The sequence below is a fragment of the Xanthomonas sp. JL1 genome, from assembly GCF_038405005.1.
On the sequence record NZ_JBBYGR010000046.1, the window covers coordinates 42,263 to 68,095 of the forward strand.

Below are 25,833 nucleotides of genomic sequence, written 5' to 3' on the forward strand. Positions count from 1 at the left end.
GTGCTTACGCCTCGGTCAGTTTGTAGAGATCGCCGACGGTGATGGCAGCGGTGAGGTCATCGCCGGTAATGGTCTTGCTGTACTCCATGTCGAACATCACGATCACGCCCAGTGCCGCCAGTGAATCCCATTCCGGCAATTCCAGCAGCACGGTGTCCAGCGTGACCTCCACCGGCTCCTGGAAGTCGGTGGCGGAAATGAAGTTCTCGATAAACGTTTCCTGGGTCATGCGGTCTCGCCTGGTTGCCTGTTGAAGAGATGTAAGTCTGAAATGCACGTGAAGCGTGTTGCGGTCATGTCGCCTGTTGGCCGGCGATGAGATCGGCAACGGTATCGACCTGGTCGCTGCTCAAGCCAGGAAAGATCGGCAGGCACAGCACCTGTGCGGCCACCGATCGCGCCACCGGCAACCACGCCGGCGCCGACGAGGGCAGGGCACGGTACATCGGTAAGTCGCTGATCAACGGATAGAAATAGCGCCGCACCAGAATGCCGTGCTCGCGCATCAAGTGGTACAGCGCATCGCGCGACAACGGATAGTGGTCCTGCACCAACACCGGAAAATACGCGTAATTGGCGCTGGAATGCGCGGGCCGCGTAACACAGCGGATGCCGCGCACATCGCTCAACCGCTGCCGGTACTGCGCATCGATGGCACTGCGCTGTGCGATGGCATTGTCGATGTGCTGCAGTTGCAGCAAGCCGAACGCCGCGCTGATCTCGTTCATTTTGCCGTTGATGCCCGGCGCTACCACCGTGGTTTCATCGACGAAGCCGAAGTTTTTCAGATGCCCGATGCGCTGATAGGTTTTTTGGTCGGGGCAGACAATTGCGCCGCCTTCGAAGGTGTTGAAGACCTTGGTCGCATGAAAGCTCAACACGCTCAGGTCGCCATGGCGCAGGAGCGAGCCGCCGTCATCGCGCACGCCGAAGGCATGCGCAGCGTCGTAGATCACCTTGAGGTTGTAGATGTCGGCGATGCGCGTGATGGCCGTCGTATCGCACGCGGTGCCGTAGCAATGCACCGGCATGATTGCAGTGGTCTGCGGGGTGATGGCCGCTTCGATCTTCGACGGGTCCATGTTGAGCGTCAACGGATCGATGTCCACAAACACCGGGGTGATGCTTTTCCACAGCAGCGAATGCGCGGTGGCAACGAAGGAGTAGGGCGTGGTGATCACCTCGCCGGTGATGCGCAGCGCCTGCAGTGCGGTGATCAGCGCGGTGGTGCCGTTGGTCAGCAATGCCAGATGCGGCACGCCCAGGTAATCGCAGAGCGCGCGCTCGAGTGCGCGGTGCATCTCGCCACCGTTGCTGACGATGCGGCTGGTCCAGATCCGCTCCAGGTAGGGCAGAAATTCTTCCAGTGGCGGCAGCAGCGGACTGGTGACGGGGATGGGCATCAATGCCTCGGCAGGTGCTGGTGAAGGTCGGGATTTCGCCGCAGCCGTCGGCTGCAAAGGGCGTGATCCTGCTGAAGCAAGCGCTATGCCAGCGAGCGCAAGCTGAGCGTGTGACCGCTCAGTTGGCCAGCTCGGTCTGCTCGCGGTCGATGCCGTACTTGCGCAGCTTCTCCACCAATGTGGTACGGCGCAGGCCGAGCAGTTGGGCGGCATGCGCCACCACGCCCTGGGTGCGTTCCAGTGCTTCGTTGATCAACGCCAGCTCGATGTTGGCCATGTGGCCACGCAAATCGATACCGTCATCCGGCAAGCTGGCAGCCGTGGCCGGTTCGGCATCGGCCGTCTTGGGCTGCAGCGTCACCACGTTGCTTGGTAGGTCGGTGACTTCGACCGGCGCGGCCAGCAGTGCCGGTTCCGGCGGCAACTCGACCAGGATGGTCGAGGCGAAATCGCCGCGATACCGCGCCGGCAGATCCTGCACCCGCACCAGCCCACCCGGATGCAGCACCGCCAGGCGCTCCACCAGATTGGTGAGCTCGCGTACGTTGCCTGGCCAGTTGTAGCTGCGCAGCGCCTGCAGGGCTTCTTCGGCGAAGCGCACTTCGCCGCGTCCGGTGCGTGCCAGTTGGCCCGCAATCGTCTGCACCAGCATGGCCAGATCGTCCACGCGTTCGCGCAGCGCCGGCATTTCGATCGGAAACACGTTGAGGCGATAGAACAGGTCCTCGCGGAACTGGCCATCGCTGATGCGGGTTTCCAGGTTGCGGTGCGTCGCGGCGATCACGCGCACGTTGCAGCGGATGGTCTGCCCGCCGCCGACGCGCTCGAAGCTGCGTTCCTGCAGCACGCGCAGCAGCTTGACCTGCATCGGCAGGCTCATGTCGCCGATTTCGTCCAGCAGCAGCGTGCCGCCTTCGGCCATTTCGAAGCGGCCCTTGCGGGTGGTCAGCGCGCCGGTGAAGGCGCCTTTTTCGTGGCCGAACAATTCGCTTTCCAGCAGATCCGGCGGAATCGCGCCGCAATTGATTGCGACGAACGGCCCGTCGCGTCGCGGCGAATGCTGGTGGATGGCGCGTGCCACGACTTCTTTGCCGGTACCGGATTCGCCCAGCACCAGCACGGTGGTGTCGAACGCAGCCACCTGGTCGATCAGCCGGCGCAGGCGGGTCACCGCTTCGCTATTGCCGGTCGGGCCCGAATCCTGCTGCACGCCGGCCTGATGCTCGGCATCCAGCCGCTTGAGGCTTGCACGGCGCAGCAGGGCTTCCAGCTGCGCATGACGCAGGGGGGTGTCCAATGCCCAGACATTGGCTTCGTGCAGGCCGTGCGCTTGCGCGAACGCGGTCGGGCTGCCCTCCATCAGCAGCACGGGCGGCGGCAACTTGGCATCGGCCAGCCAGTCGAAGAATTTGTCGGCCTGTGCAGCGTCCTGCGCCGAGCCCACCATCACCGCCATCCACTCATCGTGGCGGTGACGGCCAGGATTGATATCGGCGCCGTCGGTGACCCAGCGGGGATTGAAGTCCATAAATTCGAGCAGCGACACGGTGCGCTCGGCGCGCACGGCGTCACTGTCGATCAACAGAATGCGGGACTCACTCATTCCTGGCTCCTTACCGTCAGGCCCTCCAGGATTGGCATGACTTCCTGGATATAGGACAGCTTGCTGACAAAATTGTCAGCACCCGCGCGAAGAGCGTGTTCACGATGCTCGGCATCATCGAAGTGGCTTGCGATGACAATATACGGCGGATCGTCCTGCGTCTTGATCAGACGCGTGGCCTGCAGCCCGCCCATCTCCGGCATGGCCAGGTCCATCAGCACGACATTGGGGCGCAGCGACTCAGAACGCTCGATCGCTTCCAGCCCATTGGCGGCACTGCCCACGATATTGAGCCACTCGACTTTGCGAAAATGACGCATCGCAGCGTTGATGAAGCCCTCGTGGTCGTCGACCAGCAGCACGGTGAGTTTGCTCATAGTAGTCCTTATCCTGCCCGGGCAAGCAGCGGTTTGGTGGTGCGGCGGCGCTCGCGTGCCGGGGCGATATCCAGTTGTTCGCGGTACTTGGCGACGGTGCGGCGCGCAATGTGAACGCCTTGCCGCGACAGCAATCCGGCAATGGCCTCGTCGGCCAACGGCCGACCGGCCGGCTCGCTTTCGATCAAGCGACGCACCATCGCCTTGACGGCCTGGCCGGAGACGCTGGCGCCTTCCAGCCGCACGGCGAAGAAGTGCTTGAGCTCGAAGGTGCCGCGCGGGGTCTGGATGTATTTGCCGGTGGTGATGCGCGAGATCGTCGATTCGTGCATGCCGATCTTGTCGGCGATTTCTTTCAGCGTCAGCGGTGCCATCGCTTCTTCGCCACGCGCCAGGAAGGCGGCCTGGCGTTCGACGATGGCGCGCGTTGCACGCAGCAGGGTCTCGTAGCGCATCGACAGCCCGCGAGTCAGCCAGCGCGCTTCCTGCAGCATGTCGCGCAACGGCTGTGCTGCCTCGCCGGCTTCGGCCAGCGCGCGTTCGTGCACCGGGTTGATGCTGACGCGATGGGTGGTGGCCGGATTAAGTGCGACGCGCCAGCTGCCGTCGGCATGCCAGGCGAGCACATCCGGAATCACGCTGGCGTTGCTTTCCTGCAGCAGGTCGTCGCCCGGGCGCGGTTGCAGCGACAGGATCAGCCGCACCGCTTCGCGCGTATCGTCCACCTCGGCATCGTGCGCACGCGCGAGCACCGCGTAGTCATGCGCCGCCAGCAGCTCCAGATCGCCGTCCAGGATGCGCGCCGCCAGGTGGCGTGCCGGCACACGGCCGGGCAGGGCACGCAGCTGCGCTTGCAGACACTCGCGCAGATCGCAGGCGGCCAGGCCGGCCGGGTCACCGTGCAGCAGACGCTGACGGATCGCTTCCACGGCCTGCACGGTCATACCCAGACGGGTGGCGCCCAGCTGCTGCAGCATGGGCAGCGCTTCGGTCAGATACCCGGCGTCGTCGGTCTGCTCCAGCCAGAACGCGGCGGCCCCCAACGCCGCCTCGTCCAGATCCAGCGCCAATTCGCGCAGGATGCGCACGTGCGGGTCGGTGGACTCGCCGGCGGCTACGCGCTGCATGCGATCGTCGTCGCCATCGTTCCAGCTGCTGCTCTGCACGTCCCACATCGTGCTTTCCGGAAGCTCGTCGAACGCGGCGATATCGCTGGCGCCATCGTCGTTGGTGGTGGCCTCGTCCCCGTTATCGGCCAGCTCTTCCAACTCCAGCAACGGATTGGTTTCCAGCGCACGACGGATTTCCAGTTCCAACTGCATGCCGTCCAATTGCAACAGACGGATCGACTGCAACAACTGCGGGGTGAGGTGCAGTTGCTGGCCAAGCTGGGCGGAAATGGTCGTCTTCATGGAAGCGCTTCCGAAGGGCGCTGCACGCAGCAGCGATGGAATGCATCTTGCAGGACCACGCGATGGGTTTCTAATCAGGGAGTCAGGTAAGGTGACTCATGATTTGCCCGGCAGTCTGTCAGGAACTTCCTGACGTTGCAGGCGAGCTCAAGCATGGTCGCCGGAATTCCGTCACTTTTTTGATCATCGATTGGCCCAACAGCGCCCGCCCACGGGGGGCGCGTCAGACCAACTCGTTGTGATGTTTGGCCGCCAGCAGCACCAGATCGTTGGCGCGACGGCAACCGAGTGATTCCATCATGCGTGCGCGGTGGGTTTCCACCGTCTTGACGCTGATGCCCAGATCGGCCGCGATTTCCTTATTGCTTTGGCCGCGGCCAATTTCGCGCAGAATCTCGCGCTGGCGTGGCGACAGTGCGGCAATACCGACCGGCTTTTCGCGGCCGAGCATCGGCGCAATCATCTTGGACGAGATCTGCGGGCTCAGGAACACTTGACCAGCAGCGGCAGCGCGCAACGCCAGTTCCAGTTCCAGCGGTGCGGCGTCCTTGACCACGAAGCCGACGGCGCCGCGATCGAGCGCATCGCGCACGTGCACCGGGTCGTCGTGCATCGACATCATCACCACATGCGTGCGCGGCGCGGCGCGCAGTACGTCGGTCATGGCATCCAGGCCGCTACGGCCAGGCAGGGACAGGTCCATCAACACCAGGTCGGGCCGGTGCAGGGACGTCATGTCCAGGGCTTGTTGCGCGTTGCTCGCCTCGCCCACGACATCGATGCCGGCGAAAGTTTGCAGCAGCCTGGACAGGCCGGCACGGACAAGGGTGTGATCGTCGACGATGATGACTCGCACGGCGCAGAAGAGACCTTTTTTCAGTGAAGACCACCTTAGCTGAACCGGCGCCCCGCGCCAACCATGGGAATCAGCGCTGGCGGCGGGCGTCGGCTACCTGACGGCGATGCAAACGAAACAGGTGGCGTTCCAGCGCGTCCTGCAGGCCCGGCGCAAGCGGGGCAAACCGCAGCCACAGCCAGACATCGTGGCCATCGCTCGCGCTCGCCAGCACGGTGGCAGGAAGCTGTACAAGTTCAGGAAGCCAATCGGATGGCTGCAAACAAACACTGCCAGTGGTGCCTGGTGCGTGGCTGCTTGCGCAACTCAGGCGAATGCCGCGCACCGACCAACGTACCAAGCCCTGGCTCAGGCCGCTGTCGCCGTGGCGCACCAAGCGGCCGATCAGCGCGAGCATCAAATCGAGTTTGGCGTCCATGCGCTGCACCAGCAACGGCAGTTCCCCGCGGTCTTCGCTGGTTTCCTCGCTACGCAAGTCTTCGACCTGGCCGAGGCTGCGCAATAGGGTTTCCGCGGCGCTGTGCGTGCCGGCGTCGCTCCCGGCGCGGAAGCTGGCAGGCAACTGCAACTCGCAACTAAGCGTGTCGGCAAACAGCTCGGCATCGGCAGATGGCGCGAGTGTGCCGAGCGTGCTCATCAGATCCGTCCGACCCGTGCGTAAGCGCGGCTGGCCGACGACGACGTGCGCTGTGCGCGGATGAGCTCCAGCAGCTTGCGCTGACGTTCGCGCATCATCCGCATCAGGTCCTGATGCATCGTGAGCAAGGTCTGCAGCGCGTCGCGGTCCTGTTGGATATCCACCTGCTGCGCGTATTCGCGCAGGTGCAGGTCGTGGGCGTCCAGCATCAGCGGCATGTCCTCGAACTCCTCTTTCGCCATGGCCAGGCGGAGGTTGGCGATTTCTGCTTGAAGGCTTTGCACGCTATGCATGACAGGACTCACGAAACGGCGGAAAGGCCGCGTTGTTCGAGGGGGATGGAGTTCCACGCCGAGTCGATTTCGCTGAGCAAATCCAGCACTTCTGTCAACGCAGTCTCATCGTTGTGCAGGTTGGCTGCGGTCAGCCGCTGCATCACGTAGTCGTACAGGGCCGAGAGGTTACCAGCGATCTCGCCACCGGCTTCGTGATCGAGCGAACCGTTCAAGTGACCAACGATTGCGCAGGCCTCACCAATGGCCTTGCCCTTGCGCGCCTGGTCGCCCTGCGCCAGGCAGGCCTGGGCCAGACGGATGCGCTGGCAGGCACCGGCGAACAGCAGCGAGACCAGCTTGTGCGGGTCGGCTTCGGTCACGCTGGTGGCCACGCCGACCTTGCGATATTGCTCGGCATATTGACGATTGGAACCGTACATGGATGACTCCTCAATGGGCTGACCTTCGCTGGTCCCGGAGCGCTGTGCTCCTGCGACGACGCTCCTGCCGGAAGGCAAGGCCGAAATCACGATAGGCCCTTCTTTTATCGGCAATACCCTGACAGGACTTGAGGATATTCATCACGCAAATCAGCCTGTCAGCAGGCCGCTGAGCGAGCTAGTGCTGCCTTGCAACTTGCTGATCATGGCGTCCATCGCGGCGAACTGCGCGGTGTAGCGGTCGCTGAGTTTTTCCATGCGCGCATCGAGATCGTCCAGGTCCGATTCGTAGCCCTTGATGGTCTTGTTCAAACTGTCCGAGCGCAGGGTCAGCGTGCCGTTGGTTGCATTGACGTTGCTGTCCAGCAGCTTGGTCAGGTTGCCACCAAACTTGCTGTCCTTGCCAAACACATCGGCCGCCGCGCCACCGTCGGAGGCGATGGCGGTGTCGAACTTGCTGCCATCGAAACTCATCACGCCATCCTTGTCGATGGTCAGGCCGAGGGCCTTGAGTTCGGTGACGCTGCCGCTGACCTGACCGCGCAGCTGTTGTTGCAGGCTGCGCACCAGCGAATCGCCGGTCAGCGCCGAGGCGGTCTTGGTGGTGGCGTCGTAACTGCTGCTTTTCGCCAGCAACGTGTTGGCGGTGTTGTAGGCCGCAGCGAAGGCGGTGAGGTTACCCTTGAGCCCGCTGGTGTCGGCTGCCACGCCAAGATTGAACTTGGTGCCTTCAGCGGCCTTGGTGAGGTTGAGCACCACGCCGGGCACGATGTCGCTGATGGTGTCGGAGCTGGAGGTGCGCTCGAAGCCGTCCACGCGCACCCGTGCGTCGGCGGCTGCCACGGTCTGGTTCAGCCCGCCGGTGACGCCGGGGCCGTAGGTGAGGCTGCTCAGGCTCGGGTCGCTGGCACTGATGGTCAGGGCGCCCTTGGTGCCGGAATCGACCGCATTGAAGACCAGATGCTGGCCATCGTTGGCGGTCACAACGCTGGCAGTGACGCCCTTGCCGCCGGCGGCCTTGTTGATGGCCGCCGCGATGTCGGTGAGCTTGTCGGTGCCGCTGATATCCACGGTGACGCTGTTGTCGCCGTAGCCGATCGTCAGCGTGCCGCTACCCACCGTGGCATCGGCCTTAAACGCGCCGGAGGCCAGTTTTTGCGAGCTCGCCAGCGACACCACTTCAACCGAATAGTTGCCTGGCGCCGCCGAGCTGGTGGTGGTGGCGGTGAAGCCGGCATCGGTCGGCACCGTGGCCTTGTAGGCGTTGGTGTCGGCGCTGCTGACCACTTTGTCCAGCGCAGACTTGAGCGTGGTCATGCTGCTCTTGATCTGGCTGATTGCCGACAACTGCGTCGTCGCGGCGGTGCCGGCCTTGTTGATGCGTGCCTGCTCGGGGTCTCTCTGCCGGGACACCAGGGTAGACACCACGGTAGGGATATCCAATCCGGAGGCGGAAGTGCTGATCACCGATGCCATGTTGCATTCCTCGTCTGGGCGTCCGAAACAGACAGACGCATGGGATTACGTGACCGGTATCGGCCGCATCCGCGAGGACTTTAGCGGCAGCGATAGGTCACGCTCACGAGATGGAGCGATGCAAGTTCCATGCCCAAGGATGCTGGCGGGCCGCGTCAATCACCCGTCTAGCATGCGGGGCAGGGCTGCGGCCATAAAAAAAGCCCCTCCGAAGAGGGGCTTTGGACTTGCTGCGGAGCGCTGCCGTATTGCGGCGGCAGCTGACTGCAAGTTACTGCAGCAGGCTCAGCACGTTCTGCGGAACCGACTTGGCCTGGGCCAGCATCGCAGTACCGGCCTGCTGCAGGATCTGCGTGCGGGTCAGTTCGGCGGTGCTCTTGGCGTAGTCGGTATCGGCGATCCGGCTACGTGAGGCCGACAGGTTTTCCGAGGTTGCGCTCAGGTTGGCGATGGTGGAGGTGAAGCGGTTCTGCACCGCACCCATATCGGCGCGCGAGGAGTTGACCGTGGTCAGCGCCTTGTCGACGATTTCCAGTGCTTGCTGTGCGCCCGAGAACGTGGAGATATCCAGGCTGCCCAAGGTCGAAGCGGTGGAGCCCGAAGCGGCCGAAGCGGTGGTGATGCCGGCACCGACGGTGATGCCAGCAGCGCTGGAGGTACCAGCCGACAGCGAGGTGAAGTCCTGGCCAGCCTTCAGCGATTCGATCTGCACCGAGCCATCGCTCTTGATCGAGGCGTACATACCGGTCTGGTCGAGCTTGTCGTTGATCGCCGAGGCAACCTTCTTGTTGACGTCGGCAGCGGTGTCGCCGGCGCCGACCTTGACGTCAGCGATGGTGATGCTCTTGGCCGAACCGCTGGCATCCTTGAACGACAGGCTGATGCCGCTGACCGAACCGGAAGCGGTGGCGGTGCCGCTGACGCCAGCGGCGGAAACGGCGGCGGCGAAGTTGGCCTTGCCCAGCGTATCGATGTTGGCGTCGGCGATGCTGTTGATGCCGATGGTCTGGCCGGCGTCGGCGCCGACCTGGAACAGCGCGCCAGAGAAGGAGCCGTCAAGCAGCTTGGTGCCGTTGAAGCTGGTCTGATTGGCGACCCGGTCGATTTCGGAGGTGAGCTGCTTGACTTCGGAGTTCAGCGCTTCGCGGTCGGTGGACGAGTTGGTTGCATTTGCGGACTGCACTGACAGTTCGCGGATACGCTGCAGGTTGTTGCCGATTTCCTGCATCGCGCCTTCGGCGGTCTGGGACAGCGAGATGCCGTCGTTGGCGTTGCGCGAGGCAACGTCCAGGCCGCGGATCTGGGTAGTGAAACGCTCGGCGATTGCGCCGCCGGCTGCGTCTACGGAAAAGCTGGTGATGCGCTTGCCCGACGAAAGCTGCTGGATGCTCAGCGCCAAGCTGGAGCTGTTGGTGTTGAGGTTACGCTGAGCGTTCAGCGACATTACGTTGGTGTTGATTACTTGTGCCATTTTGATTTCTCCTAAGCGATTTTTCCGGCAAGGGGGACTTGCCCGGAGCCTCCGCAGGGGGGCCATCAAGTTGGCCGTTACCGCTGCTGAGATGAATAACGGCGTTGCGTTGGGAACCTTTAGCGAAATTCAGTATTTTTTTACTGCTTTTCTGCGTCAGGACGAAATACGTGAGCGTTGTGTATCAAGAGGTTTGGTTTATTCGGCAGCACCCCTCCAATGTTTAGCGCTGGTATAACTTTTCGAAAAATAAACTCCGTCCGCCTGCGCAAATGCTCATGCGCAGGAGCGAAGAAAACCCAGGTTTTCTGCGGCAAAATCAGCGGATCAGGTTGAACAACGACGACGACTGCATCTGCTGAAAAATCGTTTGAGCGGCCTGCAACGAGGCCTTCTCGAGTTGGTACTGCCCAATCGCCGAGGCGTAATCCAGATCGCGGATCGACGACAGGGTGGTCTTGAGCGTGACTTCGTTGGATTCGAGCAAGGAGTTGGCGTTGTCGATCGCCGACAACTGCGCGCCACCGGAGGCGCGCGCATCGATCATCTTCGACGACGCCTGCGCGATGTCGCGCATGGACGACTGCAAGGTGTTGATCATCGATGCCTTCTGCGGGGCGGTCAGCGTGTCTGAGTTCAGCGCGCCGACCATGTCGTCGATGGTGGAAAACACGTCCTTGCTGCCGGAAGCGCCGATCTGGAAACTGTCGCCGACCGCCGGCGCGCCGCTGATGCGCATGCGCACGCCGGCTGCGTTGATGTCTTGGCCCTCTTTATAGGTGCCGGTGCTGACCACCGCATTGGTGCTGTCGCGCACTTCATAGGTGTTGGCGGCGGTGAACTGCACGCTGTAGCTGGCGCCGTTCCAACTGCCGGTACTGATATCGCGGCTGAAATCCAGCAGCAGCCCGGTCCCGGTGTTGGCGGCGTTGGCGTGCGCGTCCACGGTGCCGTCGCCGGTGCGGATGCGCATGAAGATTTCGCTGCCGGGCAGGGTGTCGCTGACAAAGGTGTCCGGCGCCACTTCGACCTGCTTCTGGGTCTGGTCGCCGTTGTAGGTGACATTGCCACTGCTCTTGATGAAAGGCGCGCTGCCGTCGGCAGTGCCGCCGAACAGATAGCGGCCGGTGCCATCGGTGCTGTTGGCCAGGCTCACCATGCTGTCGCGCAGGGCGGTCAGCTCCGCGGCGATCGCCTTGCGGTCGTCGGGGCTGAGCGAGGAATTGTTGGCCTGCACCGCCAATTCGGTGACGCGCGCCATTTTGTCGCCGGCCTGCGACAGCGCATTTTCCTGCAGCCCGAGGCGGTTCTGCACGTTGTTGGCGTTTTCGCCGAAACGCGTGATTGCCGCCAGGGCGCGATCCAGACCGACCGCGGTGCCTGCGGCGACCGGGTCGTCCTTGGCCGTGACCAAGCGCTGCCCACTGCCGAGTTGGGCCTCGATCTGGTTCAGCCGCGCCTGCTTGGCGCCCATCGAGGCCACCGATTGGCTGTACATCATGCTGGTAGAGATACGGTCGGTCATCAGCGTACGGCACCCAGGATGGCTTGGAACATGGTGTCGGCGGTGGAAATCATCTGTGCGGCGGCCTGGTAGGCCTGCTGCAGTTTCAGCATGTTGGCGGCTTCCTCATCGAGGTTGACGCCGGAAATCGAATCGCGGCTGGCCTGCGCCTGGTCGTTGATGACCTTCTGCGCATCGGCCGAATAATTGGCTGCGCGCGCGGCCGAACCCACTGACGTGGTCAGGCCCGACAGCGCGCCGTTGAGCGTGACCGTGCCACCGCTGAGCGCCTTGGCGTCGTCGATCTTGGCCAGCAATTTGGCATTGCCGTTGTCGCTGGAGCCGGCGCCGGTCGGCCCGACGCCGAAGGTGTCGCCGGCCTTGGGCGCGCCGTCCAGCGCGAAGCTCCAGCCGTTGGCGCTGATGGTCTGCCCGGCGGTGTAGGCGAACGGGCCGGCACCATCGATGGTGTACTGGTTGGCGTCGATGAACTCGACCGACGACGGGGTCAGCAGCGCCGGGTTCTGCGCATTGGTGACCTTGACGTCGCTGATCTTGCCACTGCCCTGGTTGGCGAGCGTCGCGGTGGCCTTGACCGGGGTGGCCGCAGCAATGCGCGAGGGATCGGTAATGGCGACCGACAGGCTGCCAGCCAGCCCGGCGGTGGGCTGCAGCAGGAACTTGTCGCCGCTCGCCGGGGTGCCACCCACCACCATGCTGACGCCATTGAGCACCAGCGGGTTGGCCGCGGTGCCGGTGCCGGTCATCGGCACCGCAGAGCCAGTACTGGCGTTGGTCGCCTTCCAATTGGTGCCGTCGAAACTCAGCGTGACGTTCTGGCCGTCCACCGCGCTCATATTGCTGAAACTGGCGCTCAGCGATGCGCTGCCGGTGTTGCTGGGGTTGGCGGCAGTGGTCGGCGAACCGATGTTGAAGAAGTTGCCGCCCATCGCGCCATACAGATCCATACCCTGGCGGTGGCCGGCATTGAAGGTGCTGGCCATGCCCACGGCCAGGCGGCCGAGTTCGGCCTGGGTCGGCTCGAGCACGCTGCTGCGGAATTCCAGCAGGCCGCCGATCTGCCCGCCCAGCGAGTTGGCGCTGAGGCTGACGTTCTGGCCCTGGGTCTGCATCGCCACCTGCAGCTTGGTCGGCTGATACGGGTCGGCGACGGTGGTGAGCTTGGAAGAGGTGGTAGCGACCACCAGCGCTTGTCCGCCGGCGGTGAAAACATTGATGAAGCCGCCGTCCTGCATCACCGCGGTACCGCCGGTGTAGCCGACCAGCTTGCTCACCAGCGCGTCGCGCTGATCGAGCATGTCCGGCGCTGCGTTCTGCGCACTGCTGCCGATGGTGCCGTTGAGCTTGGCGATCTGCTGCGTCAAGCGATTGACCTCATCTACCGACGAGGTCAGCCCGCTGTTGACTTCATTGCTCAGGCCGTCCATCTGCCCGTTGAGCTGCTTGAAGCGCGTCGCCAGCGAATTGCCGCTGTCGAGCATGCTCTGGCGCTCGGCAGTGGACGAGGCGTTGGACGACACCGCGCTGGTGGAATCGAAGAAGTTCGACCACAGCCCGGCCACGTTGGTGGCGGTGTTGGAGTAGAGCGCATCGACGCGGTTGGACAGCGAGGACAGCTGCTGCAGGCGCGAGAGTTCGCCGCCGCTGTCGAGCAGGCGCGAGATGGCCAGCTGGTCGGCCACCCGGCCCACATCGGTGATCTTGGCACCATTGCCCACGAACGCGTAGCCCATGTCGGTGGGCGTGCGTGTTGCGAATTCCACACGTTGGCGGCTGTAGCCTTCGGTATTGATGTTGGCGACGTTATGGCTAACGGTCGACAACGCCCGTTGGAAGGCGATGAGTGCGCTGGTCCCGGTGGACATGATGGACATCGGCGTTTACCTCAGCGACGGATGGTGCCAAGCCCGGCCGGCTCGGCGGTGCTGGCATAGCGGTTGGACAGATCGGCCGCCGCGTTGCCAATGGCGGCCACCGCACGGTCGATGGTCGGACCGTGAGCGATCGCCGCGATCTTGGCCGCATAGCCCGGATCGGTGGCGTACCCAGCCTGCTGCAAGCCGCGTGCAAAACCCTTGATGTCGGTGCCGGCCTGCAGCGCGGGCTGGTAACGGCTGTTGTTTTTCAGCAGCCGCACGTAGTCGGCAAAGCTCTCTTCGGCCGAGCCATAGGCGCGGAAATCGGCGGTTTCGGTGGTTTTGACGCCGTTGACGTATTCGTGGGTGCCGGTGGTGACCTTGTCGCCGCTCCAGCCGGTGGCCTTGATGCCGAACAGGTTGTTGGAATCGCCCCCATTGCCGATGCCGCGACGGCCCCAGCCGGTTTCCAGTGCGGCCTGTGCCACCAGCGCGCGTGGGTCCACGCCCAGTTCGCGCGCGGCTTTCTGCGCATGCGTCCAGATCTTGGCGACGAAGCCTTCCGGCGTGCGCTCACCCAGGCTGGCAGCGGCGGTGCTGGCGGCGCTCGCATTGACTGCGGCATTGGCATCGGCCGCATCGCTGGCAGCCACATCGGTCCAGCGGTCGTTGGCGGACGGCCAGCTCAGTGCGGCGGCATCGTCGCTGCCGGATTCGCCAGCGCCGGTGCGCCCGGCAATCAGATCCAGCACCTGGCTCATGCCGATGCCACTCAGATTGCCTGCGCTCAGGGCCGCCTTCGCAACGCTGCTGGTCGTGATGCCGCTGGCCGCACCATCGCGGGTCGGCAGCGGCAACGAGGCGTCGCGCTTGCCGGCAACCAGGGAATACGCCTTGGCCGCTTCGGCGGTGTTCAACGCGGTGTTCAACGCCGGGCCGCCGGTGTCGCCACTCAGTTGCTTGGAAATCATCGCCGACAAGCCCAGCCCCTTGCCCTGGGTCAACGCCTTGGCCATCTGTTGGTCGTACATTTCGCGGAACATCTGGTTTTCGCCCGGAAACATCGGGTCGCCGGAGCTCGCATTGCGCATGCTCTTGACCAGCATCTGCGCGAACTGACCTTCGAGCTGACGTGAGACCTTGTCGATCTTTGCGGGATCGGCCTTGGTGCTCGGGTTGAGATCAATGGGCGAGGCTGCGATACGCATGTCAGATCACCTCTAGCTCCGCCGAGAGCGCACCGGCTTGCTTGAGCGCTTCCAGGATGGCCACCAGGTCGCCGGGAGCGGCGCCCACTTCGTTGACTGCGCGCACGATCTGATCGAGCGTGGTGCCGCCTTCGAACTTGAACATGCGGCTGCCTTCGGAGGTGGCCGTGATCGTCGATTGCTGGGTCACTGCGGTGCGGCCGCCACTGAAGGCACCCGGCTGGCTGACATTGGTGTTTTCGCTGATGGTCACGGTGAGCGAGCCATGCGCAATGGCCGCTGGCATCACGCGTACCAGCTGGCCGATGACCACGGTGCCGGTACGTGCATTGACCACGACCTTGGCCGGTGCATCGCCAGGCGAGAGTTCGACGTTTTCCAGTCGCGACAACAGGCCGATGCGCGCACCCGGGTCGGTTGGCGAGCGCACCGCAACGGTCACGCCGTCCACCGCACGCGCGGTCCCAGCGCCGAAGCTGCTGTCGATGGCCGCGACCATGCGCGAGACGGTGGTGAAGTCGTTCTGATGCAGATTCAGCGTGATCTCGCCGGTGCCGGCAAACACGTCCGGCAATGCGCGTTCGACGATGGCGCCATTGGGAATACGACCGACACTGGGCACATTGACCGAGACGCGCGAGCCGTCCTTGCCTTGTGCACCAAAGCCGCCGACCACCAGGTTGCCCTGGGCCATCGCATAGACCTGGCCATCGGCGCCTTTCAGCGGTGCCATCAGCAGCGAGCCGCCACGCAGCGACACGGCGTTGGCGATCGAGGAGACGGTGATGTCGATCGGCTGGCCGGGCTTGGCGAACGGCGGCAATTCGGCATGGATGGCCACGGCCGCGACGTTTTTCAGCTGCGGGTTGACGTTGGCCGGAACATTGACGCCCAGTTCGCCGAGCAGGTTTTTCAGGCTCTGCACGGTGAAGGGCGCCTGGCTGGTGCGGTCGCCGCTGCCGTCCAGGCCAACCACCAGGCCGTAACCGACCAGCGCGTTGCCGCGCACGCCGCCGACCTGGGCAAGATCCTTGATGCGCTCGGCCGAGGCCGGCGCGACGACCACGCAGGCCCCCAGCAACGTGGCCAGCAGACGGAAGGACAGGGAAGACAGGTTCATGGTCGCAGGCTCAGTAGGGCGACAGACGGGAATTGAAGAAGCGGCTCAGCCAGCCCATCGCGTTGGATTGAGCGATCGCGCCGCGGCCGCCGTAAGCGATACGCGCTTCGGCCACCTTGCTGGAGGGGATGGTGTTGTCCGGCGCGATGTCGGCGTCGCGGACGATGCCTTGCACCTGCACCAGCTCGTCGCCCTGGTTCAGACGCAGATTCTTCTGCCCCTGCACGACCAGATTGCCGTTGGGCAGGCGCTGGATCACGGTGACCGTCACGCTGCCCTGCATGCGATTGCTCTGCGCCGTATTACCCTTGCCATCGAAGGCGCGGTCGCCCTTGAGGGTGTTCTGCAGCACGTCCAGTCCAGCCACCGTCAGCGGCGCACCCAGCAGGGTGGGGGACGCCATCGTGGTGGCGTCCTTCTTGCTGGTGCTGGTGTTGGCGCTGGAGGATGCGGTGGTGCTTTCGATCAGGGTGATGGTCAGCAGGTCGCCGACATCGCGTGCGCGGCGATCGCCGTACAGGTTCAGGCCGGGGCCGGCGGCGTAGATGGCCCCGGCGGTCGGCTGCACGGTCGGTGCGACCACCGGCACGATCGGTGCCATCGCCGCGTAGGGACGAACGTCGCCGGCTGCCACGCAGCCGCCCAGCAACAGGCTGCAAGTGGCGGCCAGGCAGGCCGATGAAAGGAGGGGGGGACGTGACATGGCGTGCGGTCCTGGAGGTCAGCGAGCGGCGAGCCGCTCAGACGTTGTTGTTCAAGTAGCCGAGCATCGCGTCGGTGGTGGAGATGGCCTTGGCGTTCATTTCGTAGGCGCGCTGCGTCTCGATCATGCTCACCAGCTCTTCCACCGTATTGACGTTGCTGCCTTCCAGCGCGCCCTGCACGGTGTTGCCCAGGCCGTTGAGGCCAGGGGTGCCGTTCTGCGCGGGGCCGGAAGCGGTGGTTTCGACGAACAGGTTTTCGCCCTTGGACTGCAGGCCCGAGGGGTTGATGAAGTCGGTGAGCGTGAGCGCGCCGATTTCCTGCGCGGCGGCCTGGCCGGCCAGCGTCACGCTGATGGTGCCGTCGTTGCCGATGGTCAGCGACTGCGCGCCTTCCGGCACCTGGATGCCCGGCTGCAGCGGGTAGCCGCTGTTGGTGACCAGTTGGCCCTGGGCGTTGATCTGGAAGGTGCCGTCGCGGGTGTAGGCCGAGGTGCCGTCGGGCATCTGCACTTCGAAGAAGCCGCGGCCGTTGACCATCACGTCGAGCGCGCGGCCGGTCTGCTGCTGGCTGCCCTGGTCGAAGCCCTTGAACGTGGACACCACGCGTACGCCGGTACCCAGTTGCAGGCCGGTCGGCAGCTGCGTCTGCGCGGAGGTCGAGCCGCCGGGCGCACGCACCTGTTGGTACAACAGGTCTTCGAACGCGGCACGGTCGCGCTTGAAGCCGGTGGTATTGGTATTGGCCAGGTTGTTGGAAATGACCGACATGCGCGTCTGCTGCGCATCCAGTCCGGTTTTGGCGACCCACAAAGCCTGATTCATGACCCGATTCCTCGTTAGACCCGGGGATGTGTTCCGGGCACGGCTGGGTATATGCACGTGCTGTGCCAAATCCGCGTCGGATTTCTGCCGGGTGTGCAGTGGGTCACGCGGGGTGGGGTTGCTGCGGGCTGCGTAGGGCAGGGGCGGCGGCTGGCAGCAGGTGTCAGCGGCAGCGGTGGGGCTGGCGATGGCTCCGCATCCATGCCGCCAACGGTCCCGCAAGCGGCGAGGACACCGCACCAGACAGTTGGCTGGTGGTTCTACCGAAGAACGAAGACACCGCGTTGCACGGTTTGCCTACTGCTTTGTTGAAAGCTCGACACACCGACCAATTCGACTGGTCCTTGCCCGCCCACCGTCGCGGGACCCGTGGCGGCATGGATGCCGCCACGGAGCTGACAGGGACGTACTTGCAGCGTGTCACGCGATGGTGGGCGGGCAAGGGCCCTGCAGCGAGGCCAAAGATCCGCTTGTCCGCAGCAAATACCCAGATCATTGGCTCTGCAGGAAACCTGTCGAGCTGCCTTCCGATTGCCAACAGCGCTGGCTGGCAGGAAGGCGCAGGCCGCCTGAACTGCGCTTAGCCGCTCACCCGCAACAGCGAATTGGCCGATTGGGCATTGTCGTCGCCGTTCTTGATGATCTTGACCTGCATTTCGAACTGCCGCTGCAGCTGGATCATTTCCACCAGCGCGCCGGCCGCATCCACGTTGCTGCCTTCCAGCATGCCGCTGTTGATGGTCTTGCCGGTGGCGACGGTAAATGCCTGCGCCGGGTCGGTACTGGTGTTGCGCATCAGCCCGTCCGGGCGCCGCGTCAAACGGTCGGCGGGTGCATCCACGACCTTCATCTTGCCGACGATGGCCATGGTCTGCGGGCCTTCGCCCTGCGGAATGATCGAAATACTGCCATCGCTGCCGATTTCCATCGCCTGATGCGGCGGGATCGTCATCGGGTTGCCGCCTTCATCCAGCACTGCATGCCCGTTGGCAGTCACCAGCTGGCCATTGGCGGTGAGCGCCAATTCGCCGTTGCGGGTGTAGGCCTCGCTGCCGTCGGGCGACTGCACCGCCAGCCAGCGGTCCTGCTGCAACGACACGTCCAGCGGATTGCCGGTGACCTTCTGATGGCCCTGGCTGCGATCGAAGCCCTGATCCACATGCAAGGCATCGATCCGCGACGGATAGCCCTTGCCCTGGATCTTGAACGCCTCGGTGTTGGCAAGCGCGGCCTTGAATCCCACCGTATCGACGTTGGCCAGATTGTGCGACACGGTGCTCTGCGCCTGCAGGGAGGCGCGGGCACCGGTCATCGCAACGTAGAGGGCTTTATCCATGGGACACCGGGATTGGGAAGTCGTGATTCGGGATTCGTAAAAGCGGGCTGTTGCGACTCGGGAATTGAGCGGGGCAGGGCCGGTCACCGATTGACGGAGTACCGGCTCTTGCGAATCCCTAATCCCGAATCACCATTCCCGACTTTTAACGAATATTGATGATCGTCTGGGTGACCTGATCCTGCGTCGAGATCATCTGCGAGTTGGCCTGAAAGTTGCGCTGGGCCACGATCATGTTGACCAGCTGCTCGGTCAGGTCGACCGTGGACGATTCCAGCGAGCCCGATTCGATCTGGCCCAGGTCCGAGGTGCCTGGCGCGCTGGTGCGGGCGGCACCGGAGGTGTAGCTCTCGGCCCACATGTTGTTGCCCTGCGACTGCAGGCCCTGCGGGTTGACGAAGCTGCTCAGGGCGACCTGGCCCAGCGGCTTGTCGGCACCGTTGGAATAGCGCGCGAACACGACACCGCTGGTGTCGATGCTGATCTCGTTGAGCTTGCCGCTGGCGTAGCCGTCCTGGCGCGTGTCGCGCAGGGCGAACTGCTCACCGTACTGGGTGGAGCCGCTGACATTGAGCTGCATGCTCAGCACGCCCGCGCCGGTGCTCGGGGTGAACGGGGCCATCGCGATGATGCCGTTGGCCGGGGTGGTCAACGCGCCGGTATCGGAGAACTGCAGCGTGGTCGGGGAACCGACGGCGGCGCCGTCCACATAGTTGTGCACCTGCCACTCGTTCGGGTTGGCGGTCTTGACGAAGTAGGAGGTCTGCACATGGCTGACGCCCAGCGAGTCATAGACGTTGATGCCGCCGGTGGAGTGGCTATAGGTCTTGTCGTCGGCCGGGTTGAACGGGGTCACCGTCGGCGCGGTGGCATTGCCGGGCAGGGTAAAGGCCAGGTTGACCGTGGAGGTGGACTTGGGCGGGCTGTCGGTGGTCAGCAACTGCAGGTCCGACAGGCGGCCCACGTCAAAACCGTTGCCGCTGGGGTTGGGTGCGAACACCTGCAGGCGTGCGCCCTGCGGGTTGACCACATAGCCGTTGGCATCGGTCTGGAAGTTGCCGGCGCGGGTGTACATCTTGGCGCCATTGGACGAAACAGTGAAGAAGCCTTCGCCGGAAATCGCCAGGTCCAGGCTGCGCCCGGTCGGATCGATATTGCCCTGCGAAAACTGCTGCGCCACGTTGCTGACGCGCACGCCCGAACCCACCGCATTGCGCGACAGGCCGTAGCTGGTGCTCTGGAACATGTCGGCAAACTCGGCGCGCGATTCCTTGAACCCAGTCGTGTTGACGTTGGCGATGTTGTTGGACGTAACGTTCAGATCGGCATTGGCTGCGCTGATGCCGGACAAAGAGGTATTGAAAGCCATGGATGAGGTCCTTTAAGTGTCGGTTGCCGGCTCAGCTGATGCGGAGCACGTTGGCGAGCGGGGAAGTGCCTAGCCCGGTCAGGTTGAGATACAAGCCGTCCGAGCCGATCGTGACGCTGTCCACCGGTGCATCGACATAGGTAGACAACTTGCTTTTGGAGCCAGCGGTGTCGGTCTGGGTGGCGGTCACGCCGTATTTGCCGGCCGCCATACGGTTGCCGTTGGCATCGGTACCATCCCAGGCAAACGACACCTCACCGGCGGCGCTGGACGGTAAGCTGATCTGTTTGACGAAGGCGCCGTTGGCATCGGTGATTTCAAAATTGACGGTGCCGGCCGAGGTCGCGGTGACCACGCCTTTGGCCGAGCCAGTGGCATCGATCGCCACCTGCGCCGAGGGCACCAGCACGTTGTGACCCACCAGCGCCGCACCCTTGAGCACCTGATCGCTGCTCATCGACGTGGAGAAATTGCTGACCTTGGTATTGAGGTCGCCAATGCCCTGCACGGTGGAGAACTGCGCCAGCTGGCCAAGAAACGCGCTGTTTTCCATTGGTTTGAGCGGGTCTTGGTGCTGCAGCTGCTCGGTCATCAACTTGAGGAAGTCGGCCTGGCCGAGCGATTCTTCTTTTTTGGGTGTTTTGCTGCTGGTACTCAGGCCAAGGGTTTTGTAGAGATCGCTGGCAATCGTGCTCATCTGGAGGATTCCGTGGGTATGGTGCAGCTAGGAAGGGTCAGCGACCCATGGTGAGGGTCGCGAGCGCCAGTTCCTTGGCGGTATTGAGCATTTCCACGCCTGCCTGGTAATTGCGCGAGGCGGAAATCATGTTGACCATCTGCGAGACCGGGTCCACGTCGGGCGAGAACACATAGCCATCGGCATCGGCCAGCGGGTGGCCGGGCTCGTAGCGGCGGATCGGCGGCGCATTGGTGGTGGTGATCTCTTTGACGTTTACAGAGGTCAGGCTGGGGTCCTGCCGGCTTTGCTGGGCCTGGAAGATCGGCTCGATCGGCTTGTAAGTGGCCTCGGCCGAGCCTGCGACCGAGTCCGCATTGGCCAGGTTGGAGGCGATGGTGCTCAGGCGGACCGACTGCGCGTGCAGCGCCGAGCCGGCCACATCGAAAATGGGAAGGTTGCTCATGACTTATTGGCCCGTGATCGCGGTGAGCATCGAGCGCACCTTGGATTCGAGGAAGCTCAGCGACGCGCGGTATTCCAGCGCGGCGCGGCCGTAGGCGGCGCGTTCGGCGTCGGGATCGACGGTATTGCCGTCAAGGCTGGGCTGATCGGATTCGCGGGTGATCTGGAACGGGTTGAGCCCGCCGCCGCCCACTGCGTAGTGCTTGGCGTCGGTGGTCTGCATCAGGCCGCCGTCCTGCTCGCCCTGCGCCGACTTCAGCGCCGCTTCGAAGTTCAGGTCTTTGGCCTTGTAGCCGGGCGTGTCCACATTGCTTAGATTGCTGGCAATGAGCTTCATGCGCTGCTCGCGCAGCGCCAACGCGTCGCCATGGACGCCGAGGAACGAAGAGAAGGGACTGGACACGGTGCTCTCCCGCGAAATGTTGCAAGGGAGGAAGCAATGTTTGTGCCAGATCGAGGGGGTGCGGGAGGCGAAACCGGCGATTCGCGTTTAGCGTCCGATGGACGGTCCAGGTCCCAGACATCGCGAGGCGTGTTGCCGCTCAGGGATCTGCTGCGATTGGCTGTGCAACTTACAGACCAACCCAGAAGGCCTGGCATGGCTGAACCTCAGCGCGGCGTGTGCCCAGCCGCGCGGACGCCTTTCAAAGGCATGTTCTTCCTGGAAGACAGCTGCTGCAGATGCCCGGTCGTGCCGATGGGACACGGCCTGGTGGATCAGGCCGCTTCGGCGACCACTCTCAGGCGGGCCAGCACATAGTCGGCCAGCTCGTGGGCGCTGTACTTGGCCACGAAGGCGTTGGCGCCCACCTGCTCGACCATGGCGTTGTTGAACACGCCCGACAAAGAGGTGTGCAGCAGCACGTACAGGCCTTGCAGGCCCGGTGTGCGCCGGATTTCCGTCGTCAGCGTATAGCCGTCCATTGCCGGCATTTCGATATCGGAGATCACCATGGCGTAGCGGTCGGCCGGGTTTTCGCCCGACGCCGCCACCTGCAGCAGGTGGTCCAGCGCCTGGCGCCCGTCGGACAGCAGGGTCGCCGAAACGCCCAACTGGTCGAGCACACTGCGGATCTGCTGACGCGCCACGCGCGAGTCGTCCACCACCAGGACCTGGAACTGGCGGTCGTAGGCCACCAGTTGCAGCGAGGGATCCAACTGCACGTCCTTGCTGACCTTGGCGATGTCGGCCAGCACGCTCTCCACGTCGATCACCTGGATCAGTTCGCCCTGGAAGCGCGTCACCGCCGTCAAATAAGTGGCTTCGGCACCGAGTTCCGGTGGCGGATGAATGTCTTCCACCGCAATATTGACGATGCGTTCCACACCGCTGACCAGGAAGCCCTGGACCGAGCGGTTGAATTCGGCGACCACCAGATAACCTGGGCCGTTTTCGGCGCGCGAATCGCGTTCCGGGTGACCAATGGCCAGGCCCAGATCCAGCACCGGCACAGAGCGCCCGCGCACGTCGGCCACACCGGCGAACTCGGTCGGCAGGCCGGGCACCTGGAACAGCTCAGGCCGGCGCAGCACTTCCTGCACCTTGAAGACGTTCACGCCAAAAAGCTGGCGTCCGCCCAGCCGGAACAGCAGCAGGGCCAGTCGATTGTGGCCAGCCAGTCGCGTGCGCTGGTCGATGCGGTTGAGCAGATCGTGGGTCATGGGGCAGATATCGACAGCGCCCGGTTAAAACTTGAGGGGTTTTGCTGGGGTTGCGTGGGGCGCTGTCGGGATTGGGGAGTTGGGATTCGGGATGCGCTCAGGCGCCGCGATTAGGTGATGTGGGATTGGGGATTGGCTCAAAGGCGTGCATTAGCAACTTGGTCTGGCCGCTGCCACATCCGTGAGAGCTTCGTCGTGGTTATCGGATAGATCCCGTCGGTGAAAGGGCCACGGCAGCGGGTAAATGCAGCACCCGCGAAGCGGCTTTCACGAATCCCCAATCCCGACTCCCCCAATCCCGGCAAGAAACGGCACACCCCTTGCATGACAGCGCTCGTCTTCGTCCGGACCTGTTCCCATGCGCCTGCTCCTGCTTGTCATCCTGTTGGCTGCCGCTCCGGCCTGGGCCCAGAGCTATCAGTCTGTCGATTCCATCCGTGCCGCAGCGCTGGCCACCGTTGGTCCGGACGCTGAAGCCGAAGCCACCCTCGATCCGGGCCTGCGCATGCCGGGGTGTCCGATCGCGTTGCAGGCCAAGCCCACCGGCACCAATACGGTGGAAGTGGCGTGCCCGCAGCCGGCCGGCTGGCGCTTGTTCGTGCCGTTGAAGGTGCGTCGCAACCAGGACGTGCTGGTGTTGCGCCGTGGCATCAGCGCTGGAGAAACCATTTCGCTCGCCGATATCAGTATCGAGAAGCGTGATGCCGCACGTATTGTCGGTGCGGTGCTGGCCGACCCGGTGGCTGCGGTGGGCAAGACCGCCCGCCGCATCCTGCCGGCCGGCTCGCTGCTCTCGGCCAACGATCTGGTGAGCCAGCGGCTGGTCCGGCGCGGCGACACCGTGCCGCTGGTCTCGCGCAATGGCGGGCTGGAGGTGCGCATGAGCGGTCGCGCGCTGTCCGATGCCGGCGAGAACGAGCGCGTCTCGGTAGAGAATTCGTCCTCGCGCCGGGTGGTGCAGGGCATTGTTGAAGCGAGTGGAACTGTTGTGGTCTCCCGGTAAGAAATTTCTATAAAGTTTTTTTTCTGGGTGCCGTTATCCCCTACGACCTGTAGAGGAGTTCCTGACATGACCCAGAAAATCGAAGGCAATCTACCGACCGCTGCCACCCTTCGCACCGCGGCCACCAGCAGCAAGATCGCTTCGGCCGGCGAAGATGGCGCGTCCCCAGTAGCCGTCACCCCGCCGACCGACAGCGTCAAGTTGACCGGCGAAGCCACCAACCTGCAGAACCTGCAGCGCGAGCTTTCGCAGTCCTCGGCGATCGACACCGGTCGCGTCCAGGCGGTGAAGGATGCATTGCAGAACGGCAGCTATTCCATCAACCCGGATGCCATCGCCAGCCGCATGATGGATCTGAATCAGCAACTGGCGGGTTGATCCCCGCCTGAAAGGATGAACGTGAACGAGTTCCTGCAACGTCTCAGCGATGCGCTGGCCGGCGAACGGCAGGCATTACTCGAGAACGACATTGATGGGTTGATGCGACACACGCAGGACAAGCTGTCGGCGCTGCACGCGCTCGAAGCGGCGATGCCCGCAGGCGAAGAAGAGCGCCTGCGTGAGCTGGCCGAAGCCAATCGCGCCAATGGCGCGTTGCTGGCTCGCCGACGCCGCGAAGTGAACTGGGCGCTGCGTCACCTGGGCCGCACCGAAAGCGCGCCGTCCTACGATGCCAAGGGCCAATCGAGCGTGCTGCGCGGCGGACGTTCGCTGGCGGTCGCCTGAGTCGCAGCGTGTTCTGCAGCACATCGGGGTGTAGATAACGCGGCACGCTGACGTGCGCCGGCATGTGGTGCTGGGTCTGCGATAAACCGTCAGTGATGCAAAACGGCGATAGGGCGCGTCAACGGTTCGGCGTATATTGAGGCGTCCTCTACGCCGCCCGCTCCCGTGACCGCCAAGTTTTTTCTCAATCAAGCCTTACTGCCGTCCTCGGACATCCTGCGCGCCTTCGGCGACCAGATGCTGGAGGGCGTGCTGCTGTTCCGCGCAGACGGAAAGTTGATTCTGGCCAATGCCATCGCACGCCAAAGCCTGTGCAAGGAAGATCCCGGCGACGATCGCAATCTGGGCGAGCGGATTTCGCACGTATTGCCATCGGACGCACTCAATCAGGCGCGCAGCAAGGGGAGCTGGACCGGCAGCCTGCCGGTGGCCGACCGCGTGGTCATCGCGCACCTGTATTACAACGAAGCGTCCGGCGTCGGGCATTTTCTGGCGCTGTTCCACAACATCGAAGGCCAGCAGGATTACGAGCGCGAGCTGCAACAGCGCCACGCCGAATTACGCCAGGCCTATCTGCGCTTGAACGGTGCGCAGGACAAGCTGCTGCAGTCGGAAAAAATGGCGTCCATCGGCCAGTTGGCCGCGGGCGTAGCGCACGAAATCAACAATCCGATCGGTTACGTGCACTCCAATCTGGGCAGCCTGCAGGAATATCTGCGCAGTCTGTTCACCCTGATCGAAGCGTATGAGCGTGCGCTGCAGGCGCCGGATCCGAAGGCGCTGATTCCGGAAATCGACGAGATCCGTAACCGCGCCGACATCGACTTCATCAGCCGCGATTTGCCGCAATTGATGGCCGAATCGCGCGAAGGCATCGAGCGGGTGACCCGCATCGTGCGCGACCTCAAGGACTTCTCGTATTCGGACCGGTCCGAGTCCTGGAAGATGGTCGACCTGCATGCGGGTCTGGAATCCACCATCAACATCATCTGGAACGAGCTCAAGTACAAGGTCACGCTGGAGCGCAATTACGCCGAGCTACCGCTGGTGGAGTGTCTGCCATCCGAGCTCAACCAGGTGTATATGAACATGCTGCTCAACGCCGGCCAGGCGATCGTCGAGCGCGGCACGATCGTCGTGACCACCGGTCGCGATGAGGCGGAGAACGTCTGGATCCAATTCCAGGACAGCGGCGCCGGCATCGCGCCAGACCTGCTGCAGCGCATCTTCGACCCGTTTTTCACCACCAAGCCGGTGGGCAGCGGCACCGGCCTGGGCCTGTCGATCTCCTACGGCATCATCAACAAGCACCACGGCCGCATCGACGTCGAAAGCACTCCGGGGCAGGGCGCCAGTTTCAGGATCGTGCTGCCGATCCGGCAGCCGCGCTGACGCGCGGGATTGGTTGTTG

General features: G+C 63.8%; 28 protein-coding genes. 5 read left to right on the forward strand and 23 right to left on the reverse strand.

All coding sequences use genetic code 11. The features are described 5' to 3' along the window. Positions 1-4: 4 nt before the first annotated feature. The 6 genes from WJW29_RS10470 to WJW29_RS10495 form a co-directional block, all read right to left on the reverse strand. Positions 5-229: an acyl carrier protein gene (locus WJW29_RS10470; RefSeq protein WP_011408679.1), complete on the reverse strand. Its 225-nt coding sequence runs from the start codon at positions 227-229 to the stop codon at positions 5-7. Positions 230-293: 64 nt separating this feature from the next. Next, a complete protein-coding gene (locus WJW29_RS10475; protein ID WP_041182148.1) occupies positions 294-1,403 on the reverse strand; it encodes a DegT/DnrJ/EryC1/StrS family aminotransferase in 1,110 nt (369 codons plus the stop codon). A gap of 118 nt (positions 1,404-1,521) precedes the next feature. Continuing rightward, positions 1,522-3,006 carry a sigma-54 dependent transcriptional regulator gene (locus WJW29_RS10480; protein WP_011259219.1) on the reverse strand — a complete coding sequence of 495 codons (1,485 nt, stop codon included), beginning with the start codon at positions 3,004-3,006 and terminating at the stop codon, positions 1,522-1,524. Next, positions 3,003-3,383: a response regulator transcription factor gene (locus WJW29_RS10485; protein WP_011259218.1), complete on the reverse strand. Its 381-nt coding sequence runs from the start codon at positions 3,381-3,383 to the stop codon at positions 3,003-3,005. The genes WJW29_RS10480 and WJW29_RS10485 overlap by 4 nt, the downstream gene beginning before the upstream one ends. Before the next feature lie 8 nt (positions 3,384-3,391). Next, positions 3,392-4,795 carry an RNA polymerase factor sigma-54 gene (gene rpoN, locus WJW29_RS10490; protein ID WP_011259217.1) on the reverse strand — a complete coding sequence of 468 codons (1,404 nt, stop codon included), beginning with the start codon at positions 4,793-4,795 and terminating at the stop codon, positions 3,392-3,394. A 223-nt stretch (positions 4,796-5,018) separates the two neighbouring features. After that, a complete protein-coding gene (locus WJW29_RS10495; protein WP_221205632.1) occupies positions 5,019-5,606 on the reverse strand; it encodes a response regulator transcription factor in 588 nt (195 codons plus the stop codon). On the opposite strand from WJW29_RS10495, the gene WJW29_RS10500 reads away from it, so the two are divergent. After that, positions 5,541-5,678 carry a hypothetical protein gene (locus WJW29_RS10500; protein WP_228329767.1) on the forward strand — a complete coding sequence of 46 codons (138 nt, stop codon included), beginning with the start codon at positions 5,541-5,543 and terminating at the stop codon, positions 5,676-5,678. The two genes, WJW29_RS10495 and WJW29_RS10500, sit on opposite strands and share 66 nt — an antisense overlap. Positions 5,679-5,721: 43 nt before the next feature. Here WJW29_RS10500 and WJW29_RS10505 read toward each other — a convergent pair whose 3' ends face one another. From WJW29_RS10505 to WJW29_RS10585, 17 genes are all read right to left on the reverse strand, one after another. Then, positions 5,722-6,288, reverse strand: coding sequence for a PilZ domain-containing protein (locus WJW29_RS10505; protein WP_011259216.1), 567 nt, complete (start codon positions 6,286-6,288; stop codon positions 5,722-5,724). Continuing rightward, positions 6,288-6,581 carry a hypothetical protein gene (locus WJW29_RS10510; RefSeq protein WP_019302728.1) on the reverse strand — a complete coding sequence of 98 codons (294 nt, stop codon included), beginning with the start codon at positions 6,579-6,581 and terminating at the stop codon, positions 6,288-6,290. The genes WJW29_RS10505 and WJW29_RS10510 overlap by 1 nt, the downstream gene beginning before the upstream one ends. An 8-nt stretch (positions 6,582-6,589) precedes the next feature. Then, positions 6,590-7,003, reverse strand: coding sequence for a flagellar export chaperone FliS (gene fliS / locus WJW29_RS10515; protein ID WP_011259214.1), 414 nt, complete (start codon positions 7,001-7,003; stop codon positions 6,590-6,592). Positions 7,004-7,153: 150 nt separating this feature from the next. Then, positions 7,154-8,479, reverse strand: coding sequence for a flagellar filament capping protein FliD (gene fliD, locus WJW29_RS10520; protein ID WP_011259213.1), 1,326 nt, complete (start codon positions 8,477-8,479; stop codon positions 7,154-7,156). A 271-nt stretch (positions 8,480-8,750) separates the two neighbouring features. Next, positions 8,751-9,950 carry a flagellin gene (locus WJW29_RS10525; RefSeq protein ID WP_011259212.1) on the reverse strand — a complete coding sequence of 400 codons (1,200 nt, stop codon included), beginning with the start codon at positions 9,948-9,950 and terminating at the stop codon, positions 8,751-8,753. A gap of 319 nt (positions 9,951-10,269) precedes the next feature. Then, complete coding sequence (gene flgL / locus WJW29_RS10530; protein WP_011259211.1) at positions 10,270-11,475, reverse strand: flagellar hook-associated protein FlgL; 1,206 nt, start codon at positions 11,473-11,475, stop codon at positions 10,270-10,272. After that, complete coding sequence (gene flgK, locus WJW29_RS10535) at positions 11,475-13,349, reverse strand: flagellar hook-associated protein FlgK (protein WP_011259210.1); 1,875 nt, start codon at positions 13,347-13,349, stop codon at positions 11,475-11,477. Before flgK ends, flgL begins: the two co-directional genes overlap by 1 nt. Positions 13,350-13,360: 11 nt before the next feature. Continuing rightward, on the reverse strand, positions 13,361-14,539 hold the full coding sequence (gene flgJ / locus WJW29_RS10540; protein WP_011259209.1) for a flagellar assembly peptidoglycan hydrolase FlgJ: 1,179 nt from the start codon (positions 14,537-14,539) through the stop codon (positions 13,361-13,363). A 1-nt stretch (position 14,540) separates the two neighbouring features. Next, entirely contained in the window at positions 14,541-15,659 is a 1,119-nt protein-coding gene (locus WJW29_RS10545) for a flagellar basal body P-ring protein FlgI (RefSeq protein ID WP_011259208.1), read from the reverse strand. 10 nt (positions 15,660-15,669) lie between these two features. Beyond that, positions 15,670-16,362, reverse strand: coding sequence for a flagellar basal body L-ring protein FlgH (gene flgH, locus WJW29_RS10550; RefSeq protein ID WP_011259207.1), 693 nt, complete (start codon positions 16,360-16,362; stop codon positions 15,670-15,672). Between the two features lie 37 nt (positions 16,363-16,399). After that, the gene (flgG, locus tag WJW29_RS10555) at positions 16,400-17,185 is read right to left on the reverse strand and encodes a flagellar basal-body rod protein FlgG (protein ID WP_011259206.1); all 786 of its coding nucleotides are present in this window, start codon (positions 17,183-17,185) and stop codon (positions 16,400-16,402) included. Positions 17,186-17,765: 580 nt separating this feature from the next. Further along, the gene (gene flgF / locus WJW29_RS10560; protein WP_011259205.1) at positions 17,766-18,521 is read right to left on the reverse strand and encodes a flagellar basal-body rod protein FlgF; all 756 of its coding nucleotides are present in this window, start codon (positions 18,519-18,521) and stop codon (positions 17,766-17,768) included. 145 nt (positions 18,522-18,666) lie between these two features. Beyond that, complete coding sequence (gene flgE / locus WJW29_RS10565) at positions 18,667-19,890, reverse strand: flagellar hook protein FlgE (RefSeq protein WP_011259204.1); 1,224 nt, start codon at positions 19,888-19,890, stop codon at positions 18,667-18,669. A gap of 31 nt (positions 19,891-19,921) precedes the next feature. Beyond that, positions 19,922-20,587: a flagellar hook capping FlgD N-terminal domain-containing protein gene (locus WJW29_RS10570; protein WP_011259203.1), complete on the reverse strand. Its 666-nt coding sequence runs from the start codon at positions 20,585-20,587 to the stop codon at positions 19,922-19,924. A gap of 37 nt (positions 20,588-20,624) precedes the next feature. Next, positions 20,625-21,032, reverse strand: coding sequence for a flagellar basal body rod protein FlgC (gene flgC, locus WJW29_RS10575; RefSeq protein ID WP_005914451.1), 408 nt, complete (start codon positions 21,030-21,032; stop codon positions 20,625-20,627). Positions 21,033-21,035: 3 nt separating this feature from the next. Beyond that, entirely contained in the window at positions 21,036-21,434 is a 399-nt protein-coding gene (flgB, locus tag WJW29_RS10580; protein WP_011259201.1) for a flagellar basal body rod protein FlgB, read from the reverse strand. Positions 21,435-21,748: 314 nt separating this feature from the next. Continuing rightward, complete coding sequence (locus WJW29_RS10585) at positions 21,749-22,693, reverse strand: chemotaxis protein (protein WP_011259200.1); 945 nt, start codon at positions 22,691-22,693, stop codon at positions 21,749-21,751. A 358-nt stretch (positions 22,694-23,051) separates the two neighbouring features. Here WJW29_RS10585 and flgA point away from each other — a divergent pair, with 358 nt between their 5' ends. The 4 genes from flgA (at position 23,052) to WJW29_RS10605 (ending at position 25,814) form a co-directional block, all read left to right on the forward strand. Then, positions 23,052-23,696, forward strand: a complete 645-nt coding sequence (flgA, locus tag WJW29_RS10590) for a flagellar basal body P-ring formation chaperone FlgA (RefSeq protein ID WP_011259199.1) — start codon at positions 23,052-23,054, stop codon at positions 23,694-23,696. A gap of 66 nt (positions 23,697-23,762) precedes the next feature. Further along, entirely contained in the window at positions 23,763-24,074 is a 312-nt protein-coding gene (flgM, locus tag WJW29_RS10595) for a flagellar biosynthesis anti-sigma factor FlgM (protein WP_011259198.1), read from the forward strand. Positions 24,075-24,089: 15 nt separating this feature from the next. Beyond that, positions 24,090-24,422 (forward strand): hypothetical protein, encoded by a 333-nt coding sequence (locus WJW29_RS10600; RefSeq protein ID WP_010373599.1) that lies wholly within the window; start codon positions 24,090-24,092, stop codon positions 24,420-24,422. A gap of 165 nt (positions 24,423-24,587) precedes the next feature. Beyond that, positions 24,588-25,814, forward strand: a complete 1,227-nt coding sequence (locus WJW29_RS10605) for an ATP-binding protein (protein WP_011259197.1) — start codon at positions 24,588-24,590, stop codon at positions 25,812-25,814. The last annotated feature ends 19 nt before the right edge of the window (positions 25,815-25,833 follow it).

Coding starts and splice junctions, on each gene's coding strand:
- WJW29_RS10470 (WP_011408679.1), bottom strand. CDS start 229: ATGACCCAGGAAACGTTTATCGAGAACTTCATTTCCGCCACCGACTTC.
- WJW29_RS10475 (WP_041182148.1), bottom strand. CDS start 1,403: ATGCCCATCCCCGTCACCAGTCCGCTGCTGCCGCCACTGGAAGAATTT.
- WJW29_RS10480 (WP_011259219.1), bottom strand. CDS start 3,006: ATGAGTGAGTCCCGCATTCTGTTGATCGACAGTGACGCCGTGCGCGCC.
- WJW29_RS10485 (WP_011259218.1), bottom strand. CDS start 3,383: ATGAGCAAACTCACCGTGCTGCTGGTCGACGACCACGAGGGCTTCATC.
- rpoN (WP_011259217.1), bottom strand. CDS start 4,795: ATGAAGACGACCATTTCCGCCCAGCTTGGCCAGCAACTGCACCTCACC.
- WJW29_RS10505 (WP_011259216.1), bottom strand. CDS start 6,288: ATGAGCACGCTCGGCACACTCGCGCCATCTGCCGATGCCGAGCTGTTT.
- WJW29_RS10510 (WP_019302728.1), bottom strand. CDS start 6,581: ATGCATAGCGTGCAAAGCCTTCAAGCAGAAATCGCCAACCTCCGCCTG.
- fliS (WP_011259214.1), bottom strand. CDS start 7,003: ATGTACGGTTCCAATCGTCAATATGCCGAGCAATATCGCAAGGTCGGC.
- fliD (WP_011259213.1), bottom strand. CDS start 8,479: ATGGCATCGGTGATCAGCACTTCCGCCTCCGGATTGGATATCCCTACC.
- WJW29_RS10525 (WP_011259212.1), bottom strand. CDS start 9,950: ATGGCACAAGTAATCAACACCAACGTAATGTCGCTGAACGCTCAGCGT.
- flgL (WP_011259211.1), bottom strand. CDS start 11,475: ATGACCGACCGTATCTCTACCAGCATGATGTACAGCCAATCGGTGGCC.
- flgK (WP_011259210.1), bottom strand. CDS start 13,349: ATGTCCATCATGTCCACCGGGACCAGCGCACTCATCGCCTTCCAACGG.
- flgJ (WP_011259209.1), bottom strand. CDS start 14,539: ATGCGTATCGCAGCCTCGCCCATTGATCTCAACCCGAGCACCAAGGCC.
- WJW29_RS10545 (WP_011259208.1), bottom strand. CDS start 15,659: ATGAACCTGTCTTCCCTGTCCTTCCGTCTGCTGGCCACGTTGCTGGGG.
- flgH (WP_011259207.1), bottom strand. CDS start 16,362: ATGTCACGTCCCCCCCTCCTTTCATCGGCCTGCCTGGCCGCCACTTGC.
- flgG (WP_011259206.1), bottom strand. CDS start 17,185: ATGAATCAGGCTTTGTGGGTCGCCAAAACCGGACTGGATGCGCAGCAG.
- flgF (WP_011259205.1), bottom strand. CDS start 18,521: ATGGATAAAGCCCTCTACGTTGCGATGACCGGTGCCCGCGCCTCCCTG.
- flgE (WP_011259204.1), bottom strand. CDS start 19,890: ATGGCTTTCAATACCTCTTTGTCCGGCATCAGCGCAGCCAATGCCGAT.
- WJW29_RS10570 (WP_011259203.1), bottom strand. CDS start 20,587: ATGAGCACGATTGCCAGCGATCTCTACAAAACCCTTGGCCTGAGTACC.
- flgC (WP_005914451.1), bottom strand. CDS start 21,032: ATGAGCAACCTTCCCATTTTCGATGTGGCCGGCTCGGCGCTGCACGCG.
- WJW29_RS10585 (WP_011259200.1), bottom strand. CDS start 22,693: ATGACCCACGATCTGCTCAACCGCATCGACCAGCGCACGCGACTGGCT.
- flgA (WP_011259199.1), top strand. CDS start 23,052: ATGCGCCTGCTCCTGCTTGTCATCCTGTTGGCTGCCGCTCCGGCCTGG.
- flgM (WP_011259198.1), top strand. CDS start 23,763: ATGACCCAGAAAATCGAAGGCAATCTACCGACCGCTGCCACCCTTCGC.
- WJW29_RS10600 (WP_010373599.1), top strand. CDS start 24,090: ATGAACGTGAACGAGTTCCTGCAACGTCTCAGCGATGCGCTGGCCGGC.